The organism is Pseudomonas sp. TMB3-21 (assembly GCF_054898145.1).
Window position 1 is genome coordinate 858,085 of record NZ_CM142718.1, and the last position, 26,783, is coordinate 884,867.

Consider the following 26,783-nt stretch of genomic DNA (forward strand, 5'->3'; position numbering starts at 1 on the left):
GCACGCAATGATTAGCGGAATCCGGCACACAAATGCCCTTTTCGCGCCAGAAACCGCCCTTCCCTCCTCCCGCTCGCCTGACCTTCCCAGTAACTCAAAACCCCGTTAACCCACACACCATCAATACCCTCAGCCGCCCGCTGCGGATCAGTGAAATCGGCAACATCGCGAATGGTCAGCGGATTGAACAAGACCAGGTCGGCCCAATATCCCTCACGGATTACCCCGCGTTGCTGCAAGCCAAAGCGTGCTGCCGAGAGCCCGGTCATTTTGTGCACCGCCGTGTGCAGCGCAAACAAACCAACGTCGCGACTGTAATGCCCAAGCACCCGTGGGAAAGCGCCCCACAAGCGCGGATGCGGGAACGGGTCTTCGGGCAAGCCGTCAGAGCCGACCATCGATAACGGATGCGCGAGTATTTTTCGTACGTCCGCCTCATCCATTCCGTAATACACCGCGCCGGCGGGCTGCAAGCGGCGGGCGGCATCGAGCAGCGGCACGTTCCACTCGGCAGCAATGTCGATCAAATCACGCCCGCCGAATTCCGGGTGCGGCGTGGACCAGGTGATGGTGATGCGATGAGCGTCGGTGACCTGCTTGAGGTCCAGGGTCGAAGAGCTGGCCGCGTAGGGATAACAGTCGCAGCCGACCGGGTGAGATTTGGCCGCCTCCTCAAGCGCGGCAAGCAGCTGCGGGCTGCGTCCCCAGTTACCGGCGCCAGCACATTTCAGATGGGAAACAATCACCGGGGACCTGGCGTGTCGGCCAATCTGAAACGCTTCATCCATGGCCTCCAGCACCGGCTCGAATTCACTGCGCAAATGGGTGGTGTAGACCGCACCGAACGCTGCCAGCTCTTCGCTGAGTTGCATGACTTCATCAGTGGATGCCGAGAAGGCGCTGGCGTACGCAAGCCCGGTGGATAACCCCAACGCGCCAGCCTCGAGACTCTCACGCAACTGCTTGCGCATCGCGGCGATTTCTTCCGGCGTCGCCGTGCGCAACAGGTCATCGAGATGATTGCTGCGTAACGCGGTGTGGCCGACCAGTGCAGCAACGTTCAGCGTGGTGTGCGCCGCTTCCACGGCATCGCGATAGTCGCGAAAAGTCGGGTAAACGAACGCAGCGGCCGTGCCGAGCAGGTTCATCGGATCGGGTGGATCGCCCTTCAGACTCACCGGCGAAGCACTGATCCCGCAGTTACCGACGATCACCGTGGTCACGCCCTGACTGAGCTTGGGCAACATCTGCGGCTGCCGGATAACGACCGTGTCGTCATGGGTGTGCACGTCGATGAAGCCCGGCGCCAGCACCCGGCCCGCGGCGTCGATTTCTTCGCTGGCGCAGGCGTCGTGCAAGTCGCCGATGTGCTCGATGCGACCGGCAAGAATCGCCACGTCGGCGGTATAACCGGGGGTGTTGCTGCCGTCGATAATCAGCGCGTTACGGATCAGCGTGTCGTACTTCATGTCAGTCTCCCAGCGGCAAGTGATCGTCGCCGCCGCGGTAGTCGTCGAGGGCGAGTTTGATCCGCCGCAGACGTTCTTGATTGTCTTCAGGGTGGGCCAGCGCGAGCTCGGTGGCGAGCACGTCGATGGCCAGCAGCATGCCGTAGCGCGCAGCGGTCGGCTTGTAGATAAATGAGGTTTCCGCGCCTTGCAGCGGCAGCAGCACATCGGCCAGTTGCGCCAGCGGCGAATCGGTTCGGGTGATCGCCAGAATCGGTGCACCGTAGCTGCGGGCGAGTTCGACGGCTTCGAGCAATTCCGGGGTGATGCCGGTCAGCGAGCAGACAATGACAGCGTGCTCGGCGCCGAGGCTGGCGGCGGTGACGCGCATCATCACCGGGTCGTGGCACACCGCAATCGGGTAGCCGAGACGCACCAGGCGCACCTGCAATTCGTCGCTGCACAGGGTCGAGCATCCGCCCATGCCGAACGCGTGAATCATCCGCGCCTTGCCGAGCAATCTGACCGCATCGGCAAAACGCGACTCGTCGAATGCCGACAAATGCTGGCGCAACGTCGACTCGATATCGCCGACGATCTGCCGGTAAAACGCCGACTGTTCAGGCGTGCCTGCCGGATCGAGAAAACGGCTGCCGACCCCGCTGGCCTGAGCCAGTTGCAGGCGCAGGTCGCGCAAGTCACGACAACCGACGGTGCGCGCAAATCGCGAGAGCGTCGCGGTGCTGACTTCCGCGCGTTGCGCCAATTCATCGAGGCTGGCGGCCGAGGCAAACCCGACGTCATCGAGCATCAGGCGGGCGATGCGGCTTTCGCCAGCGCTGAATGAGTCCTGACGGGCGCGGATCTGATAAAGGATGTCCAAGGCAGCGGCTCCGGTTAGATCAGGTATGAAAGGCCGACGGTCAGCCCGAAAGCCACCACCGAAATGATGGTCTCCAGCACTGTCCAGGTCTTGAAAGTCTGGGCAACAGTCATGTTGAAGTATTCCTTGATCAACCAGAAGCCGCCGTCATTGACGTGGGAAAAGATAACCGACCCCGCGCCCGTCGCCAGCACCAGCAGCTCCGGATGCGGATAACCCAGACCAATGGCCACCGGCGCGACAATCCCCGACGCGGTCGTCATCGCCACCGTGGCGGAGCCGGTGGCGATGCGCATCAGCGCCGCGAACAGCCAGCCCATCAACAGCGGCGACAGGTGAAATTCGTGGGCCAGACTGACGATCTGATCGGTGACGCCGGCGTCCACCAGAATCCGGTTCAAGCCTCCGCCCGCGCCGACCAGCAAGGTGATGCTGGCGGTGGGTGCCAGGCATTCGTTGGTGAATTTGAGGATCGATTCACGGCTGAAGCCCTGGGCGATGCCGAGTGTCCAGAAGCTCAACAAGGTCGCCAGCAGCAAGGCAATGACCGAATTGCCGATGAACAGCAAAAACTGATTGAAACCGCTGCCGGGCGTCGAGATCAGGTTGGCCCAGCCACCCACCAGCATCAGCACCACCGGCAGCAGAATGGTCGCCATGGTGATGCCGAAACCCGGCAGTCGAGCGCGCGGTTCACGGTCGAGAAACTGTCGTTCGAGCGGGTTATCTGCCGGCAATTGAATACGCGGCACGATAAATTTGGCGTACAAGGGACCTGCGATGATCGCCGTCGGAATGCCGATCAAAATCGCGTAAAGCAAGGTCTGCCCCACCGACGCCTGATACGCCTGCACCGCCAGCATCGCCGCCGGGTGCGGTGGCACCAGCGCATGCACCACCGAGAGCCCGGCGACCATCGGCAAACCGACCATCAGAATCGACACGCCGACGCGCCGCGCAACGGTAAATGCAATCGGCACCAGCAGCACAAAACCGACCTCGAAAAACAGCGGCAGCCCCACCAGGAACGCAATGCAAACCATCGCCCAGTGCGCGTTCTTCTCGCCAAAGCGATTGATCAAGGTGCGCGCCATCTGCTCGGCGCCTCCGGACTCGGCCATCATCTTGCCGAGCATCGTCCCCAGCGCGACTACCAGCGCAATATGCCCCAGTGTTTTGCCAACTCCCGCCTCGTACGCGCCGACCACACCGGACGGCGGCATCCCGGCCAGCAGGGCCAAACCGATGGAAACCAGGGTGATGACAATGAAGGGGTTGAGTCGGTAACGGGCGATCAGAACGATCAGCGCGATGATGGCGACGGCGGCATACACCAGCAGCCAGTAGCCGAAGGAAACGGTCATGCGGTACTCCTCGAAAGGGTCACGTCGAATGGTTTATGAAACTCATAAATCATTTCGAGAGGTGATTTTCAAACGAGGTGAAAGTAATTTTCGCGGAGAGGTAAAGGTTGTCGCGTAGAGGTATGTCAGCGCACGGGATATGAAAATCACACGACGTTATTTACATCGTCTGATCTCCATATCGCACCCGCTGCAGACATTCAGTGTTTTATGTAACCGAACAGATATCCCAACCCGAGACCGAGAGTGTTCGCAGCCAGAATCGTACGTCCATTGGTTTGTGTCCGGACGAATACCTGCTGCGCAAGCAGTGAATACTCTTTTTCTTCGATCAAGCCATTAACCCCGAAGGGGCGATCAATGACGCCATGGGCTTCATACCGGACCATATAGAGGCGGTTAGGTCCGCCAGCGCAGACAATTTTCCCGTCGGCCTGGATGTGGGCGTCGAGCCATCCACTGCCCAGTTCCTCTGGAAATGAAGTCGACACCGGCTTGCCGTTATTGAACTCGGGATAACCATCACCGCTGCTGTCGAAACCGACTAGAACAGCCCAATCCTTTTCGCCGCTGATCTGTCCGACACCGATGACGTTGTCTTCGGCGGCGGCGAGTAACGCGTTGAAAGTCACCGCTGCGTTCTCGACCTGCATGGTCGAGAATCCTGGAACGTCCCCCTTACCGAACGTTATGTCCAACAAACCTGCGTCTGAATAGCGCGCGACGTAACCCTGCACATCAGAGCCTGCTGGCTGGGCGCCGCCCGCGACCAGAATCTGCTTGTCGGCCTGAACTCTCAAACCGTTGGCCGTGGTGCTGATAAAGGCCGCATGCTTGATTTCGAGCAGGCCGCTCTCGTTAAAACTACGGTCGAGATTGCCTTGACTGTCGATGCGAACAAGTAGACCGGTGAAGTGAATGCCATTCTTGTAATTGGCGCTGACGAGGACTTTTCCATGAGGCAGCAAGTGCACGCTGCTGGAATCGGCCTCCAGCATGCCAAGGTGGGTGGGCTCGATCACCACATGTCCCTCGTCGCCAAAACCACGGTCAATCGAGCCTTGGTCGGTAAAGCGCGTGATCACCAGAATTCGCGGCCCGTCAGCAATCCGGCGCAACCAGCCCAGCATGATGATGAAACCAGGGGCTTGAAACGCGACTTTACCCGCACCGCAATCGTAGCTGCCGGCAATGCTGCCGAGTGCCAACCCCTGATCGGCGAATGTTGCGTCGAGGTTACCGTTGGCTTCAAGACGGATCAGGCCGAAGTGGCTTACCAGATTGCGAGCCAATGAAGCCGCGATGAGGATTTTATCGTCGCTCAACACGTCAATGCCTTTCACTTGACGATCAATGTCGAGGTCGTGAGGAAGCATCCCAAGGTTGAATTCACTGTTGACGCCAAACAGGGGGTCGCGGTGAGCGGACGGAGCGAAAGATGCGGGGCGATCGGAAGTGGTTTCCATCTGGTTTTACCTTAGTGATGAAGTCTGTTGAAAAGAACATCACCAATAATCGCTATCTCTGCAGTCTTGATTCACCGCTGCACCGCTCGATCAGATAAAGCGCGTTTATCAGTTCGAGAATTCTCCGGGCTGGCAGCCGGCCTTGTCTACTGTCAGATCTGACAGTAGACAAGGCCGTTGGGCTGACCCAGTGTTCAGTCGTGATTGACGCGAGCACGCTTGAGCAGCTTCTTGCAGCGCTCCGACAAGTGCAGCACGCGCAGGTGTTTGCCGGCCTTTGCGTAGCGCTCGCGCAAGGTCATCAGCGCGGCGATGGCCGAGTAGTCGACGAAGCTCAGGTGCCGGCAATCGATCGTCACCACAGCGGGATCATTGGCCGGGTCGAACTGGTTGAGAAACGGCGTGGTCGAGGCAAAGAACAGCGTACCGTGCAGATGATAGAGCTTGCTGCCATCGGCCTCGAGGTGCGCGTCGGCATACAGCTCGCGCGCCTGCTGCCAGGCGAAATTGAGTGCCGCGATGACGATGCCGCAGAGCACCGCCGTCGCCAGATCGGTGAAGACGGTGATGATCGTGACCGCGACGATCACCAGTACGTCGTTCAGCGGCACTTTGTTCAGCACGCGCAGCGACGCCCAAGCGAAGGTTTGTTGCGAGACCACGAACATCACGCCGACCAGTGCGGCCAGTGGAATGCGCTCGATCAGCGGTGACAGGAACAGGATGAACAGCAGGATCAGCCCCCCCGCCATCACTCCGGACAACCGCCCGCGGCCACCGGAACTGAGGTTGATCACGGTCTGGCCGATCATCGCGCAACCGCCCATGCCGCCGAACACACCAGAGACCATGTTCGCCGCGCCCAGCGCCACGCATTCGCGATCGGGGAAGCCACGGCTTTCGGTGATTTCGTCGGTGAGGTTGAGGGTCAGCAGGGTCTCCAGCAAGCCGACCAGCGCCATCAGAATCGCGTAAGGCGCGATGATGCGCAGGGTTTCCAGAGTCCATGGAATGTCGGGCAGGGCGAAGGTCGGCAAGCCACCCGCGATGTGCGCCATATCGCCCAAAGTGCGAGTGGGCAGGCCGAGCAGGTACACCGCCAGCCCTACGCCGAGGATCGCCACCAGCGCTGGCGGCACAGCGCGGGTCAAACGCGGCAACAGGTAGACAATGGCCATGGTCGCAGCGACCAGCCCTGCCATCAGGTACATCGGCGGGCCGGTCAGCCAGCTTTCGCCGTTCTTGAAGTGTTCAAGTTGCGCCAGCGCAATGATGATCGCCAGGCCGTTGACGAACCCCAGCATTACCGGGTGCGGCACCATTCGTACCAGTTTGCCCAGCTTGAGCAACCCGAACGCGAGCATGATGAGGCCGCCGAGCAGGACGGTCGCGAGCAGATATTGAACACCGTGTTGCACCACCAACGCGACGATCACGACCGCCATCGAACCGGCCGCCCCTGAAACCATCCCCGGCCGACCACCGAACAGCGCGGTCAGGGTGCAGATGATGAACGCGCCATAAAGCCCCATCAGCGGGTTGAGGTGGGCGACAAGGGCGAAGGCAATGCACTCGGGGAGCAAGGCGAAAGAGGTGGTGAGTCCAGCCAGGACATCGGCGCGCAGACGTTGTGGTTTCATGGGGGCGGGACACGGCGAGGAAATGAGGTGCGGATGTTACGGAATTGAGGCTGGCGGGGCCAGTTGCTGAGAATCTGAAAATGCCTTCGCGAGCAGGCTCACTCCTACAATAGGTCTTCAATAAACACAAATTTTGTGCCCGACAGAAACCTACTGTAGGAGTGAGCCTGCTCGCGATGGCAACACCGCGGTCTAGCGTGAACTCAAACCATCTTGTCCCGAATCCACTCAACCACCGACGTCCGCTGCGGCGCCCAGCCGAGCAATTCACGCGCGTGCTTGCCGCGCACCCGGCTGTTGGAACCCAGACCATAGTTGGCCATTTCATAGCCCCACTCGGCCTCGGCCTCTGGCAACGGCCAGTCCTGCGGTGCACCCAGTTTCAACGCTTCGGCAATCGCGGTGGTCATCTCGATGAACGACGCCTCACCGCTTTCAACGAAGTAGAACGTGCCCGCAACGTTCTTGTTCAGCGCCAGCAGATACAGGGCAACCACGTCTTCAATGTGCACGTTGGACCAGATGTTCTGCCCCGTACCGACATGCCGCACCACCCCGCTTTTGCGCGCCTGTTTGAGCAGACGCGGCAACTGCACGCTGTCGCGCTTGACGCCCAGGCTGTGGCCGTAAATCAGCGTGTTGCAGATGACGGCCGAGTTCACACCGTCCTGCGCGGCGGCGAGGATCAGGTTATCGATGGCCACGCGATCGGCCTTGTCGGCGGTCGGTTCCGGCAGGTTGTTTTCGTGATAGATGACGTCACTCGATTTGCCGCCCGACGCATCGCCGACGATGCTCGACCCACTGGTGTGCAGAAACACTTTATGCGAGCCGCGCAATGCATCAAGCAACGCTTCGACCGCCCCGCGATGGTCACTGCTGGCGGCGTTGATCACGGCGTCCGCAGCGCGAGCCTGTTCAGCCAATAGTGCGCTGTCGTCAAGAGTGCCGATCACCGGCGTGATGCCCAGCGCGCTCAATTCATTGGCTTGTTCGACGCTGCGTACCAGGCCCGCGACTGTGTGGCCGGCCCGGACCAAACCGGTGGCGATGGAGCCGCCGATGAAACCTGCGGCGCCGGTAACGAATACGTTCATGGAGAAACTCCCTGCGTGGATAAGTGATGCAGCGAGTATCCGGCAGTCACCGCTGCCGAAAAATCCCCGCTGACCCAATTCACTCTTGCGCACGAGTCACGAATCAGCCGGCGAAATCAGCGAGCGCATACTTGGCCAATTTGCCTTGGATGAAGTCCAGGAAGCACTGAATCCGCAAGGCTAGCTGCGAATTTCGGTAGTACACCGCGTTGATCGGCTGACGATAGCCGCTGTTGAACTCCGCCAGCACCGCCACCAGACGCCCGGCGCGGATGTCTTCGATGGTCATGAAATGTGACAGGCTGGCGATGCCCTGGCCTTCGACCGCCAGGTGTCGCAAGGTTTCGCCGCTGGATGCGCTGATCGACGCCTCGATCGGCCACCGATCGCCATGCACATGACGCAGCGGCCACTGATTAAGCCCTTCGTTTTGGGTGAACCCCAGCAAGGTATGGTTGGCCAGATCGGCCACTTGCGCCGGGCTGCCGTGTTGTTCCAGGTAAGCCGGGCTGGCGACGATGTGCAGCGGACTGCAGCCCAGAGACCGCGCATGCAGCGTCGAGTCGGCCAGCGCGCCGATGCGGATGGCGATGTCGGTGCTTTGCTCGAGCAGGTCGATGATCAGGTCGTTGCTGTTGAGTTCCAGTTGAATGTCCGGATACAGCCGGCGGAACTCATCGATGTACGGCACGATGGCGTGCAGCATGAACGGTGCGGCGGCATTGATGCGCAGACGTCCGGACGGAGTTTGCTGGCGCGAGGATAGACGCTCTTCGAGCTCAGCCATCTGATCGAGAATCAGCTTGGCGTGTTCGAAAAAGTATTTGCCCTCTTCGGTCAGGTCCATGCGTCGCGTGGTGCGGTTGATCAGCGTGGTGTCGAGTTTCGCCTCAAGCCGTGACAGCGTGCGACTGACTGCCGATGGCGTTTGCCCGACCTGATCGGCGGCGGCGGAAATCGACCCGCACTCAATCACGCAGACGAAAATCTGCAATTCATCGGATCTGGCTTTCACGTGTGTCCTCTTTCGCTGATCGGCGTCTGGACATCGCAAAGATCGCAGCCTGCGGCAGCTCCTACAATGGTTGGCACTGTGCCTGTTGACATGTAGGAGCTGCCGAAGGCTGCGATCTTTCCGGCCGTTGCGACGGATAGTAGCCGAGGGTTACACATTAAGGCCAAACACTGCCTTCAGGTGCTGTTCATAGCGCGCCACATCGGCCTCGATGTTCGGTCGCTTCATCACGTCCACACAAAGGAACGTCGGCAACCCGGTCATGCCGAGGAATTCATTGGCCTTGTGAAAAGGAAAGTACACCGCGTCCACGCCTTTGGCTTCAAAGAAGTCAGTGGGGTCATCGAAGGCTTGCTGCGGCGCGTTCCAGGTCAACGACAGCATGTATTGCTTGCCGTGCAACAAGCCGCCGCTGCCGTATTTTTGCGATGCATCGGAGCGGGTCCGGCCATCGCTGGCGTAGAGGCTGCCGTGGCCTTCGGTGAAGACTTCATCGAGGTATTTTTTCACGGTCCACGGTGCGCCCATCCACCAGCCCGGCATTTGATAGATGATCACGTCGGCCCAGAGGAATTTGGCGACTTCTTCGGCGAGGTCGTAACCCTCGTCGATAAACGTGGTTTTAACATCGACACCGCCCCGGTCGAGCACGCTCAGTGCGGCTTCGTGGAGGGTGGTGTTGTAGCGCCCGTTGGAATGCGCGAATTGTTTGCCGCCGTTGAGCAAGAGGACTTTTTTCATGAGAGAGCTCGCAAGGTCAGGAAATCGGATGGCGGCAGATTAACGGCCTGCCTCGCGCGGAATAAGCCCTGATTCGGCAAAATTAATTTGACCTGCAAGCACGAATGCCTAGCTTATTATTGCCTCAGCATTCGTTCACGTTGATAAAACGTTCAGTCCTGCTGCCGCTATCCGCTGATCAACAAGTGTCCGCCAAGCGCGCCGAGGCCAATGAAAAACACACGCTTGAACAACCGGGCGCTGATCCGCTGGCGCAGCCATTGCCCGAGCAACATGCCGAGCACGGCCGGGATGAGCGCCAGCAATGACGCGCCTAACTCGCCGCCACCTAGCGTGCCACGCCACAGCAGGCCGCCAGCGAGCGCTAGAGTCGATACCGTGAAGGACACGCCAAGCGCCTGCACCAGTTCATCCTTGCTCAACCCGAGTGCCTGCAGAAACGGCACTGCCGGGATCACGAAGACGCCGGTGGCCGAGGTGATAATGCCGGTGACGGCGCCGCAGATCGGCCCGAGCCAGATTTCGGTCCGACTGCCGACGCGCAAGGTCGGCAGGAACAATCCGCTCAGCGCATAGAGCAGCAATGCGCCGCCCAATCCGCGCACGACCCAATGACTGTCGGCCATATCGATCCACAGCGTGCCCGCACCGGTGCCGATGAAGATCGCTAGCAGCATCGGCCACAGGCGTCGCAACAAAACGGACAGATGCCCGCCGAATGCCAGTTGCCAGAGGTTGGTCACGGTCGCGGGAATGATCAATAAGCCGCAGCCTGCGAAGGCGCCATAGCCAGACCCAGCAGCCCCATGGCCACGGTCGGCAGGCCGAGGCCGATGACACCTTTGATCATGCCTGCGAGCAGGAACGTCGCAATGACCAGCAGCGATAGGGTCAAACCGAGATTGTGATAAAAATCGAAAAGGATATTCATGGGCCTATCCTGAGCCAGGAATGGTTGCGTGAAAATGTGCCATATACTTAGGCTGCCTCTCGGTTTGCCAGAGGCTGGAGCAATGGCTGATGTCACCGGCGCCTTCGCGGGCAACACACCTCCCGGAATTGTAAACATGCACTTCGACCTGACCGACCTGTGCCTCTACCTGAACATTCTGGACAGCGGCAACATCACCGCCGGCGCTGCGCGCAGTCATCTTTCGCTGGCGGCGGCCAGTGCGCGAATCCGCGCGATGGAGGCCTCGTTCGGTGTCGACTTCCTGCTGCGCGGCCGTCGTGGCGTCACACCCACTCCCGCTGGAAGAGCCTTGGCCCATCACGCCCGCATCCTCCTGCAACATGCCGAACACTTGCAGCAGGATCTCGCTGAGTACGCGGTCGGTGTAAAAGGCCAGGTGCGCCTGTTATGCAACACCACTGCAATCACCGAATACCTTCCGGAAGTTTTGGCGGACTTCCTGCGCACGCATCCCAACCTCGACATCGACCTGCAGGAAATGCCCAGCCAGCGCATCACCCACGCCTTGCGCCAAGGCGCGGCCGACCTCGGTATCGTCTCTGACGCGGTGGACACCCAGGGACTGGAAACCCTGCCTTTTCGTGACGATCCGCTGGTGCTGATCATGCCTGCGGACCATGCCCTCGCGGGCGAGCCTCCTCCCACTTTCAGCGACACGCTTGCACACGATTACGTCGGCCTCGCCGCTCATAGCGCCTTGGCGGTGTACCTTGAGGAACAGGCGCTGCATATTGGTTCGCGCCTGCGGATACGCATTCGCGCCGACGGTTTCGACGGCGTGATGCGTATGGTCGCTCGCGGGGCGGGGCTGGCGATCGTGCCACTGGCGGCGGTCGAGCGCAGCGCCAGCAGCGTCAAGATCTTCGAACTGCGGGAGCCGTGGGCGCAACGCAAGCTTTTACTCTGCGCCCGTGACTTCGCCGCGTTGCCGGGCTATGCCAGGGCGCTACTGCAAGCGTTGACGCAGTAGCCGCAGCAATGCGCGTTTCTGGACAGCTCAATGTCGAGCACAGACAACTGATGGCTGGAGCGGCGCTATAGGGTGCGAGCTCTGTTCTCAAACCTGCTGCCCGGAGTCCACATGACCGCACCGATTACCGTTCTTCGCGACACTCACCCGCTGCCCGTCCTCGACGCCTGCAAGTGGGAAAAACTCGAAGGCGATCCGCACACCGTCAACCTCAACGCCTACACCAGCGAAGACGGCAGCAAGATCATGGGCACCTGGATCTGCACGCCGGGCAAGTGGTATGTGGAATACGTGAAGTGGGAATATTGCCACTTTCAGGAAGGCTACTGCGTGATCACGCCAGAAGGTATGGCGCCGATTCACCTGCGCGCCGGTGACATTTTCGTGGTCGAGCCCGGCATGAAAGGCACGTGGGAAGTGGTGGAAACGGTGCGCAAGTATTTCGTGTTTGCCTGATAAAAAACCGGGCCCTGTGGCGAGGGGGTTTACCCCCGTTCGGGGGCGAAGCCGCCGTAAAACCTGTCTGCGCGGTGTGGATGAGGAATGGGGAGCGCTTTGCACTCCAGCGGGGGCCAGCCCCCTCGCCGCAGGCAAGCCTCTTCTTCACGGGCAAACGCCTCGTCACAATCCCGGTTAAAGCTCTTATTGGGGCTTGCGATAGCCGTTGATGATCGCCGAAAAATCCTGCCCACCTTCTCCGCGCTGACTCATCGCCTGATACAACTGCTGCGCCACCGCGCCAAGCACTACCGGTTGATGCGCCTGACGCGCCGCCTCGGTCGCCAGGCCGAGATCCTTGAGCATCAACTCGGCACCGAAACCGCCGGTGTAACCGCGCGAGGCCGGCGCCGTTTCGACAATGCCCGGCCACGGGTTGTACATCTCCGAACTCCAGCAACGTCCGGTCGAGCTGTTGATGATGCCCGCCAGCACCTTGGTGTCGATCCCCAGCGCATCGCCCAGCGCCATGGCTTCACTGACGCCGACCATGGAAATGCCCAAAAGCAGGTTGTTGCAGATCTTGGCGATTTGCCCGGTGCCTACTTCGCCACAGTGAACGATGTTGCGGCCCATCTGCGCCAGCACGGGTTGCAGGGTGGCGAACAGTTCAGGCGTCGCGCCGACCATGAAGGTCAACGTACCGGCCGCTGCGCCACCCGTGCCACCGGACACCGGCGCATCGGCCACCATCACGCCCTGCCTGGCAGCGGCGGCAGCCACGTCGCGCGCCGTCTGCGGATCGATGGTGCTGCAATCCACCGCCGGCACGCCTTGGGCAATCCCCGCCAGCACGCCGTCTTCGCCCAGCCAGACGCTGCGCACATGCACGGCGGCGGGCAGCATGGTGATCACCAGTTCCGCGCCTAGCGCTGCTTCACGCGCCGACGGGCTGATGCTGCCACCCAGTTGCTCGAGCTCGGCGAGCACGGTTTTATTGAGATCAACCAGGCGCAGTGAATGGCCGGCCTTGATCAGGTTGCGCGCCATCGGCGCGCCCATGTTGCCCAGGCCGATAAAAGCGATCTTCATGTCCGGCTCCTTAACGCAAGTTGATGGTGGTGTTCACACCGTCGTTGACGCTGTCGTCATCGAACCAGCGACTGGTGACTGTCTTGGTCTGAGTGTAGAACTGCACCACTTGCTTGCCATAGGGGCCAAGGTCGCCAAGCTTTGAACCGCGCGAACCGGTGAAGCTGAAGAACGGCACTGGCACCGGAATCGGAATATTGATCCCGACCTGGCCGACATCGATTTCCGTCTGAAACTTACGCGCCGCCGCGCCACTCTGGGTGAACAGGCCAGTGCCATTGCCAAAGGGATTGGCATTGACCAGCGCGATCGCCTCGTCGAGCGTGTTGACTTCCAGCACGACCAATACCGGGCCGAAAATTTCCTGAGTGTAAATCTGCATGTCGGTGGTCACGCCGGAGAACAGTGTCGGGCCGACAAAGTTACCCTGCTCATAGCCAGCAACGGTGATGTCGCGACCATCGAGCTCCAGTTTCGCGCCTTCCTTGATGCCGCTTTCGATCAGGTCGAGAATCCGTGCCTTGGCGCGCTTGGAAATCACCGGGCCGACGTCGGTGCCCGGCTCGCTGCCGGCATTCACCTTGAGTTTCTGCGCCAGCGCTTTCAGGTCCGGCAGCCACTGCTTGGCCGCGCCCACCAGCACCACCACCGAGGTCGCCATGCAGCGTTGCCCGGCGGCGCCAAAACCGGCGCCGACCAGCGCATTCAACGCTTGTTCGCGATTGGCATCGGGCAGCACCACGGCGTGGTTTTTGGCGCCCATCATCGACTGCACGCGCTTGCCATGTTTGCCGGCCAGGTCGTACACATGCGTGCCGACGGCGGTCGAACCCACGAAGGAAACTGCCTTGATGTCTTTATGCGTGCAGAGCGCATCGACCACGTCCTTGCCGCCATGAACAACGTTAAGCACGCCGGCCGGAACACCAGCCTCGAGCGCCAGTTCGACCAACAACATGGTCGACAGCGGGTCCTGTTCGGACGGCTTGAGTACAAACGTGTTGCCGCAGGCGATGGCCATCGGGAACATCCACAGCGGGATCATCGCCGGGAAGTTGAACGGAGTGATGCCGGCGCAAACGCCGATGGGCTGGCGCAGGGTGTAGGTGTCGACACCGCCCGCTACGTTTTCGGCAAACTCGCCCATCTGCAGGGTGCCGATGGAGCACGCATGTTCGACCACTTCCAGGCCACGAAAAATATCGCCCTCGGCGTCGGCAATGGTTTTGCCCTGCTCGTTGCTGAGCACCACGGCAATGCGTTTGGAATGTTCGCGAATCAACGCCTGGAGCTTGAGCATGATGCGCATCCGCGCGCCGATCGGCGTCAGCTTCCAGGTCTGGAAAGCCTGATGCGCGGCGCTGATGGCGGCATCCACTTCCTGCGCGGTCGCGAAAGGCACTTTCGCCAGCACTTGCTGGGTGGCCGGGTTGACGATGTCGTGCCACTCGGTGGTCTGTGACTCGACCCACTCACCGTTGATCAACAGTTTTACCTGCTGAACGGTGGTCTCGTTTGGCGTGAGCGATACGTTCATGTTCTGGTCTCCTGGACATTGTTTTTATCGAGAGAACTTTCGGGGAGCCTGGGCGAGAAAATCGCCCTGCAATGAGGCGTGCGTCGCGAATTGGTTGTCGGACTGTTTTTGGAGTATAGATGTGCAAACTTCTAATAAGAACGCACATAAAAGCCGGTCCAACATGCAAAAAAACATCACGTCGTTAGGCTCCCTGAACTGGGATGACCTCAAGTTTTTTCTCGAAGTCGCCCGCACCCGCAAGGCCAGCACTGCGGCGAAACGCCTCGCGGTGGATTACACCACCGTGTCACGGCGCATCAGTTCGCTGGAAAGTGCTCTGGGCACATTGCTGTTCGAAAAGTCCCGGACCAGTGGTTTTGTCCTGACAGCAGAGGGCCAGCGATTGCTGGGTTATGCCGAATCGATCGAAAGCACGCTGCACATGGCTTGCGAGCAGGTATCCGGGTCCGGCGTTGCGTTGTCCGGGCACGTACGAATGGGCTGCACCGAAGGTTTCGGCAGCTTTTTCATCACCCCGCAGCTCAGCCATTTCGTCGACACCTACCCGGCGATTTCGGTGGACATCCTGCCGCTGCCGCACTTCATCAGCCTGTCCAAACGCGAGGCAGACATCGTCATTGCCCTGGAGCGTCCGGAGCATGGCCCATACGTCTGCTGCAAACTGTGTGACTACCGATTGCAGCTGTACGCGACCCAGGACTATCTCGACAAACACCCGCCCATCCGCCGCCCGGCAGATCTGGCTAAACATTCATTTATCAGTTACGTCGATGATCTGGCCTTCAGCTCGGAGCTGCTGTACCTGGCAAACGTGCTACCCGGCGCTAGCGCCAACCTGCGCAGCACCAGCGTGATCGCGCAATTCGTGGCGGCGCAGCAGGGGCGATCGCTGGCGATTCTGCCGTGCTTTTTGGCGGCTCAGGATTCTAGGTTGCTGCCGGTGTTGCCGGAAGAGGTGAATATTACCCGGCAGTTCTGGATGTACTGCCGCGAGGATTTAAGGAAGCTCAAGCGGATCACCCTGTTGTGGGATTACATCCGCTCAGTGACTGAGCAGAATCAGGGTTTGTTGATGGGCGAAGGGCGGGAGATGCTGTTTGCCGACTGACACTCTTTTAGGGAAGATGGCTTTCCCCGCGCCAGTTTTTAGCGCTGGTTATTGTTTATGGACGAAAGACACAAGGACGATGCTCAATGATTTCTTCTGCTCGACTGGGTGACAAACACGTCTGCCCATTGCCCGGCCACGGCACCACCCCTATCGCCTCTGCATCTGCTGACACCAACATCAACTTTATGGGCTCAGCCTGGGTTGGCGATACCTGTGGGTGTGGTGCAGTCATCACTACAGGCTTTCCTTCCATTCAGGTAAATGGCCGTCCCATGGCCCATTTAGGGAGCCCAACCAGTCACGGCGGGACAATCATCACTGGCTCAGGAGATGTCGGGGGTGGTTTTGTCATGGGGGACGCTGGTGGCGCAACGATCATCAACTTCATGGCGCTGGGAGCATTCCGGCCTGATGGGTCCGTGGACGACGAGAAGATGGCGACCTTGTTGGCCGACCCGAATCTCAAGGAAAAAGCCTTAGCGGCGAACGCGTTGGTTGATCCTAAGGCTGCCGGTAAGAAGCCTGTGGAGGGAGGTGTACCAAGCGATGGACCTGAAGGCTGCACGCATCCGAACATGATGGAGAAGCTGGCGACCTACATCGCAGACGAGATGAATAACAATATCCACCACTCCTCTGTTTTGAAGATGAAAGAGCTGCTCAGCTATGACGTCGCGGAAGAAACCCGTAAGCAAATGGACCTGCCTTGGTATGCCCAAGTTGGGAACAACAGTCCTCAAGCTATTGGCGCTTCTAACATGGCGGCGGCAATGGCCCGTAGGCCAAGGTTGTGATTGGGACCACAAACCAAAGATCCACGCGAAGTTCGGTAGATATCGCCACAGGCAAGGCAAGTACGACTACTACTACGATATTTGGTCCAACATTCACTACGGCTACGTTGGTATCGCGGGAGGACTCACCGAAGGCGTCCTTCTGGATGGCGCTGGGGCCGAGCAAATTATTTCAGATCAGCTTCGACGGTGGGAAGAGCAGATATTTGTCGCAAAGGATGAGCAAAGGCTCGAAGGGCCTCGTGCCACAGAAGGCGTAGAAGGGCTACGAGCCTGGGATGACGTCCCTGACCGAATTTCAAATAGTATCGGCATCAAACTCTTCAACGATTACCCACATGGGGGCGTCCCGCCACAAGCAATCATGGACGCAGTGCTTGCAGTCACACCGGAAGGATGGGGAGAGGGAGTCCGTATTCATGTATGCGAGAACTATTAAAGCCCGATATGTTATTGGGGCGCTCATTATTTTCCCATTGCTGTTTTGGTACGTGGCGACCCCGGTCGTGCGTGTCCACTACTCCAAAGATGGCACAGACGAGCTTCGGCTAATTTGGAACACGCAGCACAATATCCATAAAGAAAGGATGCTTCCGGGGCAAGCCACATTTGATACTGGGCATATATTCCCCAATGAGGAATTCTTTATGATGTTTGATTGGTGGTCTGACAAGGGGCTTCGGAGGTGCATCGACATCACGCCAAAATGGGGTAGCGCGTTAGATATCTACCTCAATGGAACAGGTCGCATCGACATCGCTAAAACCTCTCCTAACGTTATTGCCCGCTTGAAGGCGTGCGAGGGTGAAGCAGATCCTTTCCGCCCCTAAAGCGTCCTGTCAGCGTCACGGCAAGTTAGTATTCCAGCATCAACCCGCTCAAGCGCTTGACCTTACGCCGCACCGCTTCTTCGAACACACCGGTGCGTGGTTCGATCAAAGTGAACCAGTGCTTGGCCCGGGTAATGCCGGTGTAGATCAGCTCTTTGGTGAGAACGGGATTCAGGGCATCGGGCAAAATCAGCGCGGTGTGAGCGAACTCGGAGCCTTGGGATTTGTGCACCGTCATCGCGTAGACGGTTTCGACATCATTGAGCCGGCTCGGCAATACGAAGCGCACGCCGCCCTGGCCATCGTTACGCGGGAAAGCGACGCGCAATACCTGACGCCCCGCTTCGGGCCCCTCGCGCTCCGGCAGTTTCAGGGCGATGCCGATGTCGCCGTTCATCAGGCCCAGGCCGTAATCGTTGCGGGTCATCAGCACCGGCCGACCCTCGTACCACTGCTGGTTGCTGTCGATCAATCGGCCCTTGAGCAGCGCCTCGGTCACGCGCTGATTCAAACCTTCGACGCCCCACGGTCCCTTGCGCACCGCGCAGAGCAACTGGAAGGCGTCGAACGCCTGCAACACTTGCTGCGCCCAAACAGTCCAGCGCGAATCTTCGAGCGGACTGTCGAGCGCTGGCCGCTGGCTGCGCAGCAGGCTCAGGTAATGGCGATACCCTTGCGGCCCCTCGCCGTGGCCTTCGAGCAGCAAACGCTCCAGCGTCCGGTCGTGCTCACCTTTCAAGTGCAGGGAAAACACATCGGCGTGATTCCCTGCCTGCAGCAACTGGCGCGCTTCCTCCGCTTGCTGACGATTCACCCGACGCGCCAGCTGGCCGATTCCGCTGCCCTCGCCGAACCGGCGCGAATGTCGCAGCATGACGACCTGCTGAGCCAGCGGATGCGCTCCGTTGAGATCCTCCTGCAAATCGCTGCTCGTCAGGTTTTCACCACTGACCTGTTCCAGCCACTCGCGGGTTTTCGGGGTGTACCAACCGGCTTCGGCGTCACGGCACAGATCACCCAGCACGGCACCGGCTTCAACCGACGCCAACTGATCCTTGTCACCGAGCAGGACGAGTCGGGCATGGGCAGGCATGGCATCGAGAAGGCTGGCCATCATCTCCAGGTCAATCATCGAGGCTTCGTCCACCACCAGAACATCCAGCGGCAGGCGATTGCCAGCGTGATGGCGGAAGTGTCGGGTACCCGGTCGGCTGCCGAGCAGACGGTGCACAGTGGTGACATCCGAGGGGATTTTGCTGCGCACGGCGTCATCGACATCCAGCGTGCGAACTTGTTGACTGATGGACTCGGTCAGTCGCGCCGCGGCTTTGCCAGTGGGCGCGGCGAGACGGATGCGTAGCGGTTTGCCGGCTTCGACTGCGGGCGCTTGCAGCAACGCCAGCAAGCGCACGACCGTGGTGGTTTTGCCGGTGCCCGGGCCGCCAGTGACAATGCTGAATGCGCTGCGAGTGGCCAAGGCACAGGCGAGTTTTTGCCAATCCACCACCTCGCCCGGTCGTGCAGGTCCGAACAGCGCGGTAAGGCGTTCAGGGAGATCAGCCGGCATGCTTTCGTGCTCAGCCAGGCGCAGGCGCAACGCGTGGTCGATGCGGCGTTCATACGTCCAGTAGCGGCGCAGGTACAAGCGTGTACCGGAAAGCACCAAGGGTCGTTGCTGCGCGGTTTCGCTGGCATCGTCCGCAGATGCCACCAGGCTGCTTGACGCCAGCACTTTGCACCAGTGGGCGCCGTCGAGTGCCTCCAGCAATTGCGAAGGCAGCAGCATAGCGCCCCCTTGCACGTCGCCTTCCGGCGGCAAAGACAAAGCGAAGTCTGGTTCCTTCAGCGTTTCGAGCACGTCCAGGCACACATGGCCGTGGCCCAACTGGTGACTGGTCAACGCAGCGGCGAGCAAGACCAGGGGATCGTCATCCGGCGCCAGTTCGTGCAGAAACGCCACGAAGGCTTTGTCCAGCGCCCGCAGCCAGCCGCGCTCGACCCAGCGCGTGAGCATCTTCAGCAGATCATCGGCGCGGCTCAGCGGTGCCAAATTTGCGAGGCTTTCGGCAGCCAATGGCATCGGCAACAAATCGGCGAAGGTGCGGCTCACAGCAGTTCTCCCTGAACCCACGCAGGTTCGGCTTTGGGTTCCGGTTTACCTTGGAACAGACGATCCAGACGCTCGATCAACGCTCTTGGCGGACGGGCAAAGTACACACCCCGGCTTTGCGAACGCGTACCGCGCAGGAACAGATACACCGCGCCGCCCACATGCCGGTCGTAATCGTAATCGGCAAGGCGCGCTTTCAGTTGGCGGTGCAGTGCCAACAGATACAGCACATATTGCAGGTCGTAACGGTTATCCAGAATCGATTGCTCCATGGCTTGCTCGGTGTACGCCATGTCGTCGACACCCAGCCAGTTGGATTTGTAGTCTGCGACGTAGTAACGGCCCTCATGTTCGAAGGTCAGGTCGATAAAACCTTTGAACATGCCGTTGAGCAGCACCGGCTCAGCTGCAACGCGAGCGACGCCGTTGTGAGTGTGCTGACAAACCAGCTCGTCGAGTATGAGCACATCGACCTTATGGCTGGCAAACCAGAACTCCATCTCGACGCGATACTGAGTCAATCCTTCGAGTATCACCGGCGCCTGATCCGCACCCACCGGCAGCGGCGATTTGAGCAGGTGTTGCAGCCAGTCGCTCAATGTCGATATCCAGCCTTCCCAGCCCCGGCGATTGCAACGACGAGCGATGGCGTCCTCTATGGCCTGAGGCGTTGCGGTGAAACCTTCGTCACCGGCCCACTCCAACAGGCCATGGAGGAAAGTGCCTGGGCCGGGACCGCGCGGGAACCGATGGATATCGGCGCCGCCGGTGATGATTTCTCGCGGCGCTTCGGGATCCAGGCGCTCATCATCGAACAGCTTTTGCGCTTGCGGATTCTCCGGCGCTTCGTCGCTGCCCACGCTCAGGCTGTCGCCGATTCGCAAGGCGCTGTAGGAAGCAATCCACCAGTTCTCGCTCGCTTTGCGACTGGGAACCAGCGGCGCAAGCAACCGCGCATTGTTGGGCGGCGGATGATATTGCTCAGCAGTTGGCTCAGGCATCTCGACGTAAAAAAGCGCCGGGCATTCCTGCTGTAAATCTTCAAGCCAGCGCTTCAAACCTGCCGACTCGGCCAGCGGCGCGCCACCGCCGAGCAGATAACCCAGTGCCGAAAGGTGCAATACCGAACTGTTGTTATTGCCCCGTTTCAGATCAGTGACGCCTAGCCAACAGGCATGCTGCGCGCGAGTGAGCGCGACGTAGAGCAGGCGCAAATCCTCGGCCAGCCGCTCATCATCCGCCAGGGCAATCAGCTCCGGCGTAGGCTTCAGGGTCATCTGCGGTTTGCCGTTTTCATCATGGTAATGCAGCGGCAAACGACTGCCATCCACTGGCTTGGCCGAACAAATAAACGGCAGAAACACCAAGGGATATTCGAGCCCTTTGGATTTGTGAATGGTCACGACCTTGACCAGTTGCTCATCACTTTCCAGGCGCAGGATCTGCTCCTCACCCGCCTGCCCGGACAAGGCCAGATGCTCGGCAAAGTAGCGGATCAGCGCCTGCTCGCCATCGAGTTCAGCGGCTGCCTGTTGCAGCAACTCGGACAGGTGCAACAAATTAGTGAGAACGCGCTCGCCATCGCTGCGGGCGATCAATGTCTGCGGTAAGCGAAAGTCATGCAGCAAGCGTCGCAACATTGGCAGCACCCCCTGCTTGCGCCAGAGTTCGCGATAACCACGGAATTGCATGACGCGCGCTTCCCAGGCCAGTTCGTCCTGATTGAGACGCTCCAGTTCGGCCAGCGACAGGTCGAGGGTAATGCAGGCAAGAGCGGCCCTTAATGTCCGCTCGATATCCGGTTCTGCACAAGCCTTGAGCCAGACCAGCAAGTCGTGGGCCTCCTGAGCGGCGAATACGGAGTCCTTGTCCGACAGGTAAACGCTGCGCACCCCGCGATCGGACAGCTCTGCGCGTACGGCCTGAGCCTCTTTACCGTCGCGCACCAGAATCGCGATATCCGCTGGCAACAGGCCTTTGAAGTCTTTGCCGTCCTGCATGAACCCTGCGGTCCCCTGCTGACCGCCATTGAGCAGAGCGGTAATCTGACTGGCGCACGCCGCAGCCATCTGCTGCCGGTAACTGGTGCCGGACAATGGTTGATCAGCGGACAAATGCCAGATATTCAGAGCGGGTGGCAGTTGACCGTCGACGCTCAAAAATTCTTTGCGCCCCTGAGACCCGACCGGCATAAATGGCACAGGGTTTTCGCCAGTCTGTTCTCGAAACAGGAAAGCGCCCCGGCCGGACTCGCGCAATTCGGCCCGCTGGAAAACATGGTTCACCGCGCTGACCATACCGTGGCTGGAACGGAAGTTGGTGCCCAGCGTGTGCAGTCGACCTGCAGTAGCCAGACGGGCGCGCAAGTAGGTATGAATGTCGGCGCCGCGGAAAGCGTAGATGGCCTGTTTCGGATCACCGATGAGGAACAGTCCGCTCTCAGGATTGCTTTCTTCGATGCGATAGATGGTTTCGAAGATCCGATATTGCACCGGATCGGTGTCCTGGAATTCGTCGATCAGCGCCACTGGAAACTGCTCGCGAATCAAGGTAGCCAAGCGCTCGCCGCCCTCGGATTGCAGTGCGGCATCGAGGCGCAACAGCATGTCATCGAAACCCATTTCTGCGCGGCGACGTTTTTCTTCTTCGAAGCGCGCGCCTACCCACCGTGCGGCGTGCTCCAGCACCGCCGCATCGGGGCTCGGCAAGCCTTCGAGACTGGCCTTGAGCCCGGACATCGCATCCAGTCCTGGGTGATTGGGCACGTCGCCTTTTTTCCAGGCTTCGGCCATTCCGTCGGGCGTCAACCGAGTGAAACCGGTACCGATATCCAGCAGCTCGATGGATTCATCTTCAGCCCAGGCTTTCATCTTTTCGAACCAGGGTTCGAAATAGCGCGCCTGCATCTTGCGGCCGTCGACACTTTTGCTTTCGACGCCCGCGTAACAGATCGCGAGCAGTTCGTCCGCCCACTGCCGCCAGGGCATCTTGAGTTCGAGCAAGGCAGTGCTACGTTCCAGCAGTGACTCGGTGATCAGATCAACCGGACCTTTACCTTCAATACTGTCGCGCTGGCTGGCGAACAAACCCCGTACTCGCGGCAATAATGCTGCCGGCCCGCCCCAGTTGGTGCGAACCCAATTCAAAGCATCGCCCTGCATCGGGTAGCAATGCAGTCGCCAATAATCACGCAGGACTTCGCCCAGCAAGTCGCTGTGGTCGGTTTCCAGTGACTGGGTGAACAGGCTGCCACTGTCGAAGGCGTGTTCGCGCAACATCCGCTGACACCAACTGTGGATGGTTGAGACGGCGGCTTCGTCCATCCATTGTGCTGCGATGTCCAGGCGATTCGCACAGCCGGACCATTGTTCGGGAACATACTCGTCACGCAAATCGGCAATGAGTGCATCCGGCGCGGGAGTTTCATCGCGGAAGTACCGCGCAGCTTCTGCAAGACGCGTTCGAATACGCTCGCGCAACTCTTTGGTCGCCGCATCGGTGAAGGTCACGACGAGGATTTGCGGCGGCAATAATTCACGGCCGAACCCGCTGGTTTCTCCGCCGTGGCCGAGGACGAGACGCAGATAAAGAGCAGAGATGGTAAAGGTTTTACCAGTCCCGGCACTGGCTTCGATCAGCTGACTGCCGCGCATCGGGAAAGCCAGGGCCAGGGGCGTTTTTTTAGTCATGACCGCGCCTCCTCGCTGGTCAGTGATCGCCATCGAGCCTCAAACATCGGTTTGTACAAAGCGGTGCACCAGTCGGGAAAAGTCTCGTCGGCAATCAGTGCGTCGTAATCGACAAATTGACGAAGAAGTGCGGGGCTTTCGTGACGCTCGCCTTCGCTGGTCTGACCGTCTCCTTCATATGCTTTGCGGGCAGCGGCGTCGGCTTTGACCGGATCTGTTTGAGCGAGCCAGGCGAACGCCGTTTTGACGGCAATGGGCAACGGCTGGCGCATGCCTGACTGCCAGGCCATCAATAGATCACCCAGAGTGCTCAGTGCGGCTGTTTTGTCCATCGGCTCCAGCAACAGAGTGTCGTCACTGGCCACCAGAGCAGTGGTCATCGCCATGCCGCTGGCGCAGGCCACCAAGTGATTAACCCAAGGTCGCGGGAGGCGATGCCATTTGCGGGACTTGACCGAGCCGATGCTGTTGGGAATGGTGGTCAGTGACAGTAAGCCACCGTCAGCCCGTTGATGCAGTCCACTTAGCCAGCCTTCAAGTCGTAAACCTTGCAACTCCAGGCTCACAGGAAGTGTACTGCTGAGCGGCGTTGGCCACAGCGCAAGGATTTGGTGATAACGCTGCAACAAGTCCGGCAACGGTTCGATCAGCTCCCGCTGAATGTAATCACCAAACCCGGCCAAAGGTAGTAGGCCACTGTTTTGCAGACGTTTTGCGTGAACTTCGAGCGCATGATCGACCCGATCCAGCTGGCCCATCGCGGCCTCGAGCAAACTGTCGCTGAGGTTATAGCGCTCGAGTGCATCCAAGACGAACGGCTCCTCGTCAGGGAGAGGAACTTCAGTCGCTTCGAAAAACACTTTGAGGCGCTGACTGAAGAAATGTCGGACCGGATTGCGCAGGAAATCCTGCAACTGCCCCAGGCTCAGCGGCTCTTCCTGAATATAGTCGTCAAGCAGTTCGGTAGCATCGTTTGTTGCATTGGCTTGATGGAGCGCCTGCCATTCATTGGCGTAGCTGAACAGTTGATCGCCTTCGTGAAAATAGCGGGCGCTGAAAGGTTGCAGTGGATGTTCCTGGGTCAACGCTTCAAGCAGGTTTTCGTCGGTGCCGGGCAGTCGCCAGCCACTGGCCAGATGGTCGCGCAACTGGCCGATCAATACTGACGCCGGGCGCTCGCTGTTATCCCGAATGCTGCGCCCGACCCAACTGATGTACAGCTGATCACGAGCTGACAACAACGCCTCGAGCAGCAAATAACGGTCATCTTCGCGCCGGGAACGATCACCAGGACGGTAATCGCTGCCCATCAGGTCGAAATCCAGCGGTGGCTGCGCACGCGGGTAATCCCCATCGTTCATCCCCAGCAGGCACACCAGCTTGAACGGGATTGCGCGCATGGGCATCAAGGTGCAGAAGTTGACAGACCCTGCCAGAAAGCGCTGGGACAGCCGACCTTGGTCGAGACCGGCAAGCCAGGCCTCGCGAACCACTGTAATCGGCAATTCATCGTGCAAACCGACGGATTCACAGATGTCCAGCCAGGTCTCTCGCAACTCTTCGAGCTGGGCCAGCACATAGTCGTCGTGTTCGTTACTGGCCTGGAAAAACAGCTGTACCAAAGCTTGCAGGCGTATGCCCCATTGTTTCGGGGTTGCCGGATGAGACAGTTCCTGGTGAGCGACCTCCAGCGTATCCAGCAATGCAACAAGGGGCCCGATCAGTGCGGCATCCAGACCACCTATCTCGTCGTAGGGCTCAATGCCCTCACAAGCACTGGCGCTGCCGACCGCATAGCCGAGCAACATCCGTCGCAGCCCGAAACGCCAACTGTTTTGTTCCAGTTCCGGTGGCAGACCCAGACCCGCTCGCTGCTCGGCATTCATGCCCCAGCGAATACCCGCCCCTTCAATCCAGCGATGCAGAGTCGGAAGGTCACGCTCCTGGACTCCGAAGCGCGCGCGCAGTGCGGCAACATCAAGCAAATCGAGGATTTCGCTGACGGGAAAACGACTGTCGGGAAGTTTGAGCAGATGCTCGACCGCAATCAGTAGCGGGTCTCGACCGCGCTGCCCCTGGTCGGTAAGGGTGAATGGAATGAAGCGGGGATCCTGTCGCTCCATCTGACCGAAGACAGCGCGAATGTGCGGCGCGTAACTGTCAATATCCGGGACCATCACGATGATGTCGCGAGGGCGTAATTCAGGATCTGCACTAAAGCGTGCGAGCAACTGGTCGTGGAGTATTTCGACTTCTCGCTGGGCACTGTGAGCGATGTGAAAACGGATGGATTTATCTTTCTGCAAATCGACCGCAGGCCAATGCTCGCGGGTTTCAATGAGTGGGCGCAGTTCAAGAATATCGTCCTGCAGTTCGTTGAGCATGCTCTGCGGCTGGCTGTCACTGAACAGGTCGATACGCCCGTCGCGGAATGCAGCGCGATAGCTGTTCGGATCGTCATAGCTATCCAGCAGATTGATGTAGTCACGCCCTTGCTTACCCCACGCGGCGAGGAGTGGGTGAGCATGCTGATGCAGTGTTTGCGGGTCGAGCACGACTGGCATGCCGCTTTTGCGCGCTTGCCGTTTGTATTGATGCCTTAGCAGGTCTTTATCGGCGACGATGTCTGCCCAATGATGGCGACACGGATTATGCACGCAGAGCAAAACCTGACTGAAGCGCGCCAGTCCCGCCAAGGCTTCCAAAGCTTGGGCAGGCAGCGAGGAAATGCCGAAGACGATTACTCTTGAAGGCAGGCCATCGGGCGCTACGTCCAGGCTATTGATCCGTTCTATAAACCGTTGATGGACGCCCGCCCGGCTCTGCGCCATGCCTCGTTCGCCGACATCCAGCAGCAATGCACGCCACAACTCCGCTTGCCAGCAGTTGGCAGGGGTAAGGGGCTTGGCTTCCCCTCGAACGTTACGTAATTGATGGCGACCTTCAGCCCAGTCTTCGAGCCAGTCAGCCCGGTAGACCTGATATTGGTCGAACAAGTCAGCCAGGCGTTCGGCGAGCTGATAGCGTTTACGTAGATCGGTGTCATGCGTAAGGAAGCGTTGCAAGGGTTCGAAGTGCGGTTGATCGATCAACTGCGGCAGCAGACGCATGAGGCGCCACGTCAGCGGAGCTTTATCAAGCAAGGATTTGACGGGGATTTCATCTCGGCCCAGCACCATGCGGTACAGCTGCCACATGAAGCTTCCCGGCAACTGGACGTCAATGGCTGCGGCAATGCCGCATCCGCCCATTTCGTCCTCTTCAGGATCTTGCGCGAGGGCCAGTTTGAGCCATTGCGCGATACCGTTGCTCTGTACCAGAGCGATTTCATTTTCCAAGGGAGCCAGCGGGTAACGCCGCATCCAGCTGACCACCAGGCTGCGCAACTCGTCCAGACGGTTACCGTGAACCACCATAAAACCAGCATTGGGGGACATTGCGTCCGGCATAAAGGCTTCCTTGGAAAATTTCAAAAGCTAGGGCCAAACCTTAGCACTGTCGGACGTCCAAGACAGCCGAACGCCGTCCGAAGATACTGTACGAACTTTCCTGCGGCCAAAACAAAACCCCTACCTGCATACG

Annotated in this window: 17 protein-coding genes and 2 pseudogenes; 5 read left to right on the forward strand and 14 right to left on the reverse strand. The window is 59.5% G+C overall.

Annotated elements, in window-relative coordinates; translation table 11 throughout:
- Positions 1-11: 11 nt before the first annotated feature.
- From ACYZTS_RS04095 to ACYZTS_RS04135, 9 genes and pseudogenes are all read right to left on the reverse strand, one after another.
- A complete protein-coding gene (locus ACYZTS_RS04095) occupies positions 12-1,469 on the reverse strand; it encodes an N-acyl-D-amino-acid deacylase family protein (protein WP_461994218.1) in 1,458 nt (485 codons plus the stop codon).
- Position 1,470: 1 nt separating this feature from the next.
- Positions 1,471-2,331, reverse strand: a complete 861-nt coding sequence (locus ACYZTS_RS04100) for a MurR/RpiR family transcriptional regulator (RefSeq protein WP_461994220.1) — start codon at positions 2,329-2,331, stop codon at positions 1,471-1,473.
- 14 nt (positions 2,332-2,345) lie between these two features.
- Positions 2,346-3,695 carry a GntP family permease gene (locus tag ACYZTS_RS04105; protein WP_461994222.1) on the reverse strand — a complete coding sequence of 450 codons (1,350 nt, stop codon included), beginning with the start codon at positions 3,693-3,695 and terminating at the stop codon, positions 2,346-2,348.
- A gap of 200 nt (positions 3,696-3,895) precedes the next feature.
- A complete protein-coding gene (locus ACYZTS_RS04110) occupies positions 3,896-5,161 on the reverse strand; it encodes an NHL repeat-containing protein (RefSeq protein WP_461994224.1) in 1,266 nt (421 codons plus the stop codon).
- 194 nt (positions 5,162-5,355) lie between these two features.
- On the reverse strand, positions 5,356-6,801 hold the full coding sequence (locus tag ACYZTS_RS04115; RefSeq protein WP_461994226.1) for a SulP family inorganic anion transporter: 1,446 nt from the start codon (positions 6,799-6,801) through the stop codon (positions 5,356-5,358).
- 203 nt (positions 6,802-7,004) lie between these two features.
- Positions 7,005-7,898 (reverse strand): NAD-dependent epimerase/dehydratase family protein, encoded by an 894-nt coding sequence (locus tag ACYZTS_RS04120; protein ID WP_461994228.1) that lies wholly within the window; start codon positions 7,896-7,898, stop codon positions 7,005-7,007.
- Positions 7,899-8,001: 103 nt separating this feature from the next.
- A complete protein-coding gene (locus ACYZTS_RS04125; RefSeq protein WP_461994230.1) occupies positions 8,002-8,913 on the reverse strand; it encodes a LysR family transcriptional regulator in 912 nt (303 codons plus the stop codon).
- Between the two features lie 150 nt (positions 8,914-9,063).
- Positions 9,064-9,654, reverse strand: coding sequence for an NAD(P)H-dependent oxidoreductase (locus ACYZTS_RS04130; RefSeq protein ID WP_461994232.1), 591 nt, complete (start codon positions 9,652-9,654; stop codon positions 9,064-9,066).
- Between the two features lie 167 nt (positions 9,655-9,821).
- Positions 9,822-10,585: pseudogene (locus ACYZTS_RS04135) on the reverse strand (sulfite exporter TauE/SafE family protein).
- 136 nt (positions 10,586-10,721) lie between these two features.
- Between ACYZTS_RS04135 and ACYZTS_RS04140 the strand changes: the two are divergent.
- The gene (locus ACYZTS_RS04140; protein WP_461996343.1) at positions 10,722-11,597 is read left to right on the forward strand and encodes a LysR substrate-binding domain-containing protein; all 876 of its coding nucleotides are present in this window, start codon (positions 10,722-10,724) and stop codon (positions 11,595-11,597) included.
- A gap of 111 nt (positions 11,598-11,708) precedes the next feature.
- Positions 11,709-12,053 carry a cupin domain-containing protein gene (locus ACYZTS_RS04145; RefSeq protein WP_028624747.1) on the forward strand — a complete coding sequence of 115 codons (345 nt, stop codon included), beginning with the start codon at positions 11,709-11,711 and terminating at the stop codon, positions 12,051-12,053.
- Between the two features lie 186 nt (positions 12,054-12,239).
- Here the strand turns inward: ACYZTS_RS04145 and mmsB are convergent, their stop codons facing one another.
- Entirely contained in the window at positions 12,240-13,127 is an 888-nt protein-coding gene (gene mmsB / locus ACYZTS_RS04150; RefSeq protein WP_461994235.1) for a 3-hydroxyisobutyrate dehydrogenase, read from the reverse strand.
- Between the two features lie 10 nt (positions 13,128-13,137).
- A complete protein-coding gene (locus ACYZTS_RS04155) occupies positions 13,138-14,664 on the reverse strand; it encodes a CoA-acylating methylmalonate-semialdehyde dehydrogenase (protein ID WP_461994237.1) in 1,527 nt (508 codons plus the stop codon).
- Between the two features lie 163 nt (positions 14,665-14,827).
- Between ACYZTS_RS04155 and ACYZTS_RS04160 the strand changes: the two genes are divergently transcribed.
- The 3 genes and pseudogenes from ACYZTS_RS04160 (at position 14,828) to ACYZTS_RS04170 (ending at position 17,402) form a co-directional block, all read left to right on the forward strand.
- Entirely contained in the window at positions 14,828-15,775 is a 948-nt protein-coding gene (locus ACYZTS_RS04160) for a LysR family transcriptional regulator (RefSeq protein WP_461994239.1), read from the forward strand.
- An 86-nt stretch (positions 15,776-15,861) separates the two neighbouring features.
- Positions 15,862-17,011: pseudogene (locus ACYZTS_RS04165) on the forward strand (polymorphic toxin type 44 domain-containing protein).
- Entirely contained in the window at positions 16,992-17,402 is a 411-nt protein-coding gene (locus tag ACYZTS_RS04170; protein WP_461994241.1) for a hypothetical protein, read from the forward strand. The pseudogene ACYZTS_RS04165 and the gene ACYZTS_RS04170 overlap by 20 nt, the downstream one beginning before the upstream one ends.
- Before the next feature lie 25 nt (positions 17,403-17,427).
- Here the strand turns inward: ACYZTS_RS04170 and recD are convergent, their stop codons facing one another.
- From recD to recC, 3 genes are read right to left on the reverse strand one after another with little or no spacing between them, the layout of a single operon-like run.
- Positions 17,428-19,512: an exodeoxyribonuclease V subunit alpha gene (gene recD, locus ACYZTS_RS04175; RefSeq protein ID WP_461994243.1), complete on the reverse strand. Its 2,085-nt coding sequence runs from the start codon at positions 19,510-19,512 to the stop codon at positions 17,428-17,430.
- A complete protein-coding gene (gene recB / locus ACYZTS_RS04180; RefSeq protein ID WP_461994246.1) occupies positions 19,509-23,201 on the reverse strand; it encodes an exodeoxyribonuclease V subunit beta in 3,693 nt (1,230 codons plus the stop codon). The genes recD and recB overlap by 4 nt, the downstream gene beginning before the upstream one ends.
- Positions 23,198-26,650, reverse strand: a complete 3,453-nt coding sequence (recC, locus tag ACYZTS_RS04185; RefSeq protein ID WP_461994248.1) for an exodeoxyribonuclease V subunit gamma — start codon at positions 26,648-26,650, stop codon at positions 23,198-23,200. Before recC ends, recB begins: the two co-directional genes overlap by 4 nt.
- Positions 26,651-26,783 lie beyond the last annotated feature (133 nt).

Excerpts from the sequence above, each read along its gene's own strand:
- ACYZTS_RS04095 (WP_461994218.1), bottom strand. The coding sequence starts at position 1,469 with ATGAAGTACGACACGCTGATCCGTAACGCGCTGATTATCGACGGCAGC.
- ACYZTS_RS04105 (WP_461994222.1), bottom strand. The coding sequence starts at position 3,695 with ATGACCGTTTCCTTCGGCTACTGGCTGCTGGTGTATGCCGCCGTCGCC.
- ACYZTS_RS04110 (WP_461994224.1), bottom strand. The coding sequence starts at position 5,161 with ATGGAAACCACTTCCGATCGCCCCGCATCTTTCGCTCCGTCCGCTCAC.
- ACYZTS_RS04115 (WP_461994226.1), bottom strand. The coding sequence starts at position 6,801 with ATGAAACCACAACGTCTGCGCGCCGATGTCCTGGCTGGACTCACCACC.
- ACYZTS_RS04120 (WP_461994228.1), bottom strand. The coding sequence starts at position 7,898 with ATGAACGTATTCGTTACCGGCGCCGCAGGTTTCATCGGCGGCTCCATC.
- ACYZTS_RS04130 (WP_461994232.1), bottom strand. The coding sequence starts at position 9,654 with ATGAAAAAAGTCCTCTTGCTCAACGGCGGCAAACAATTCGCGCATTCC.
- ACYZTS_RS04140 (WP_461996343.1), top strand. The coding sequence starts at position 10,722 with ATGCACTTCGACCTGACCGACCTGTGCCTCTACCTGAACATTCTGGAC.
- ACYZTS_RS04145 (WP_028624747.1), top strand. The coding sequence starts at position 11,709 with ATGACCGCACCGATTACCGTTCTTCGCGACACTCACCCGCTGCCCGTC.
- mmsB (WP_461994235.1), bottom strand. The coding sequence starts at position 13,127 with ATGAAGATCGCTTTTATCGGCCTGGGCAACATGGGCGCGCCGATGGCG.
- ACYZTS_RS04155 (WP_461994237.1), bottom strand. The coding sequence starts at position 14,664 with ATGAACGTATCGCTCACGCCAAACGAGACCACCGTTCAGCAGGTAAAA.
- ACYZTS_RS04160 (WP_461994239.1), top strand. The coding sequence starts at position 14,828 with ATGCAAAAAAACATCACGTCGTTAGGCTCCCTGAACTGGGATGACCTC.
- ACYZTS_RS04170 (WP_461994241.1), top strand. The coding sequence starts at position 16,992 with ATGTATGCGAGAACTATTAAAGCCCGATATGTTATTGGGGCGCTCATT.
- recB (WP_461994246.1), bottom strand. The coding sequence starts at position 23,201 with ATGACTAAAAAAACGCCCCTGGCCCTGGCTTTCCCGATGCGCGGCAGT.
- recC (WP_461994248.1), bottom strand. The coding sequence starts at position 26,650 with ATGCCGGACGCAATGTCCCCCAATGCTGGTTTTATGGTGGTTCACGGT.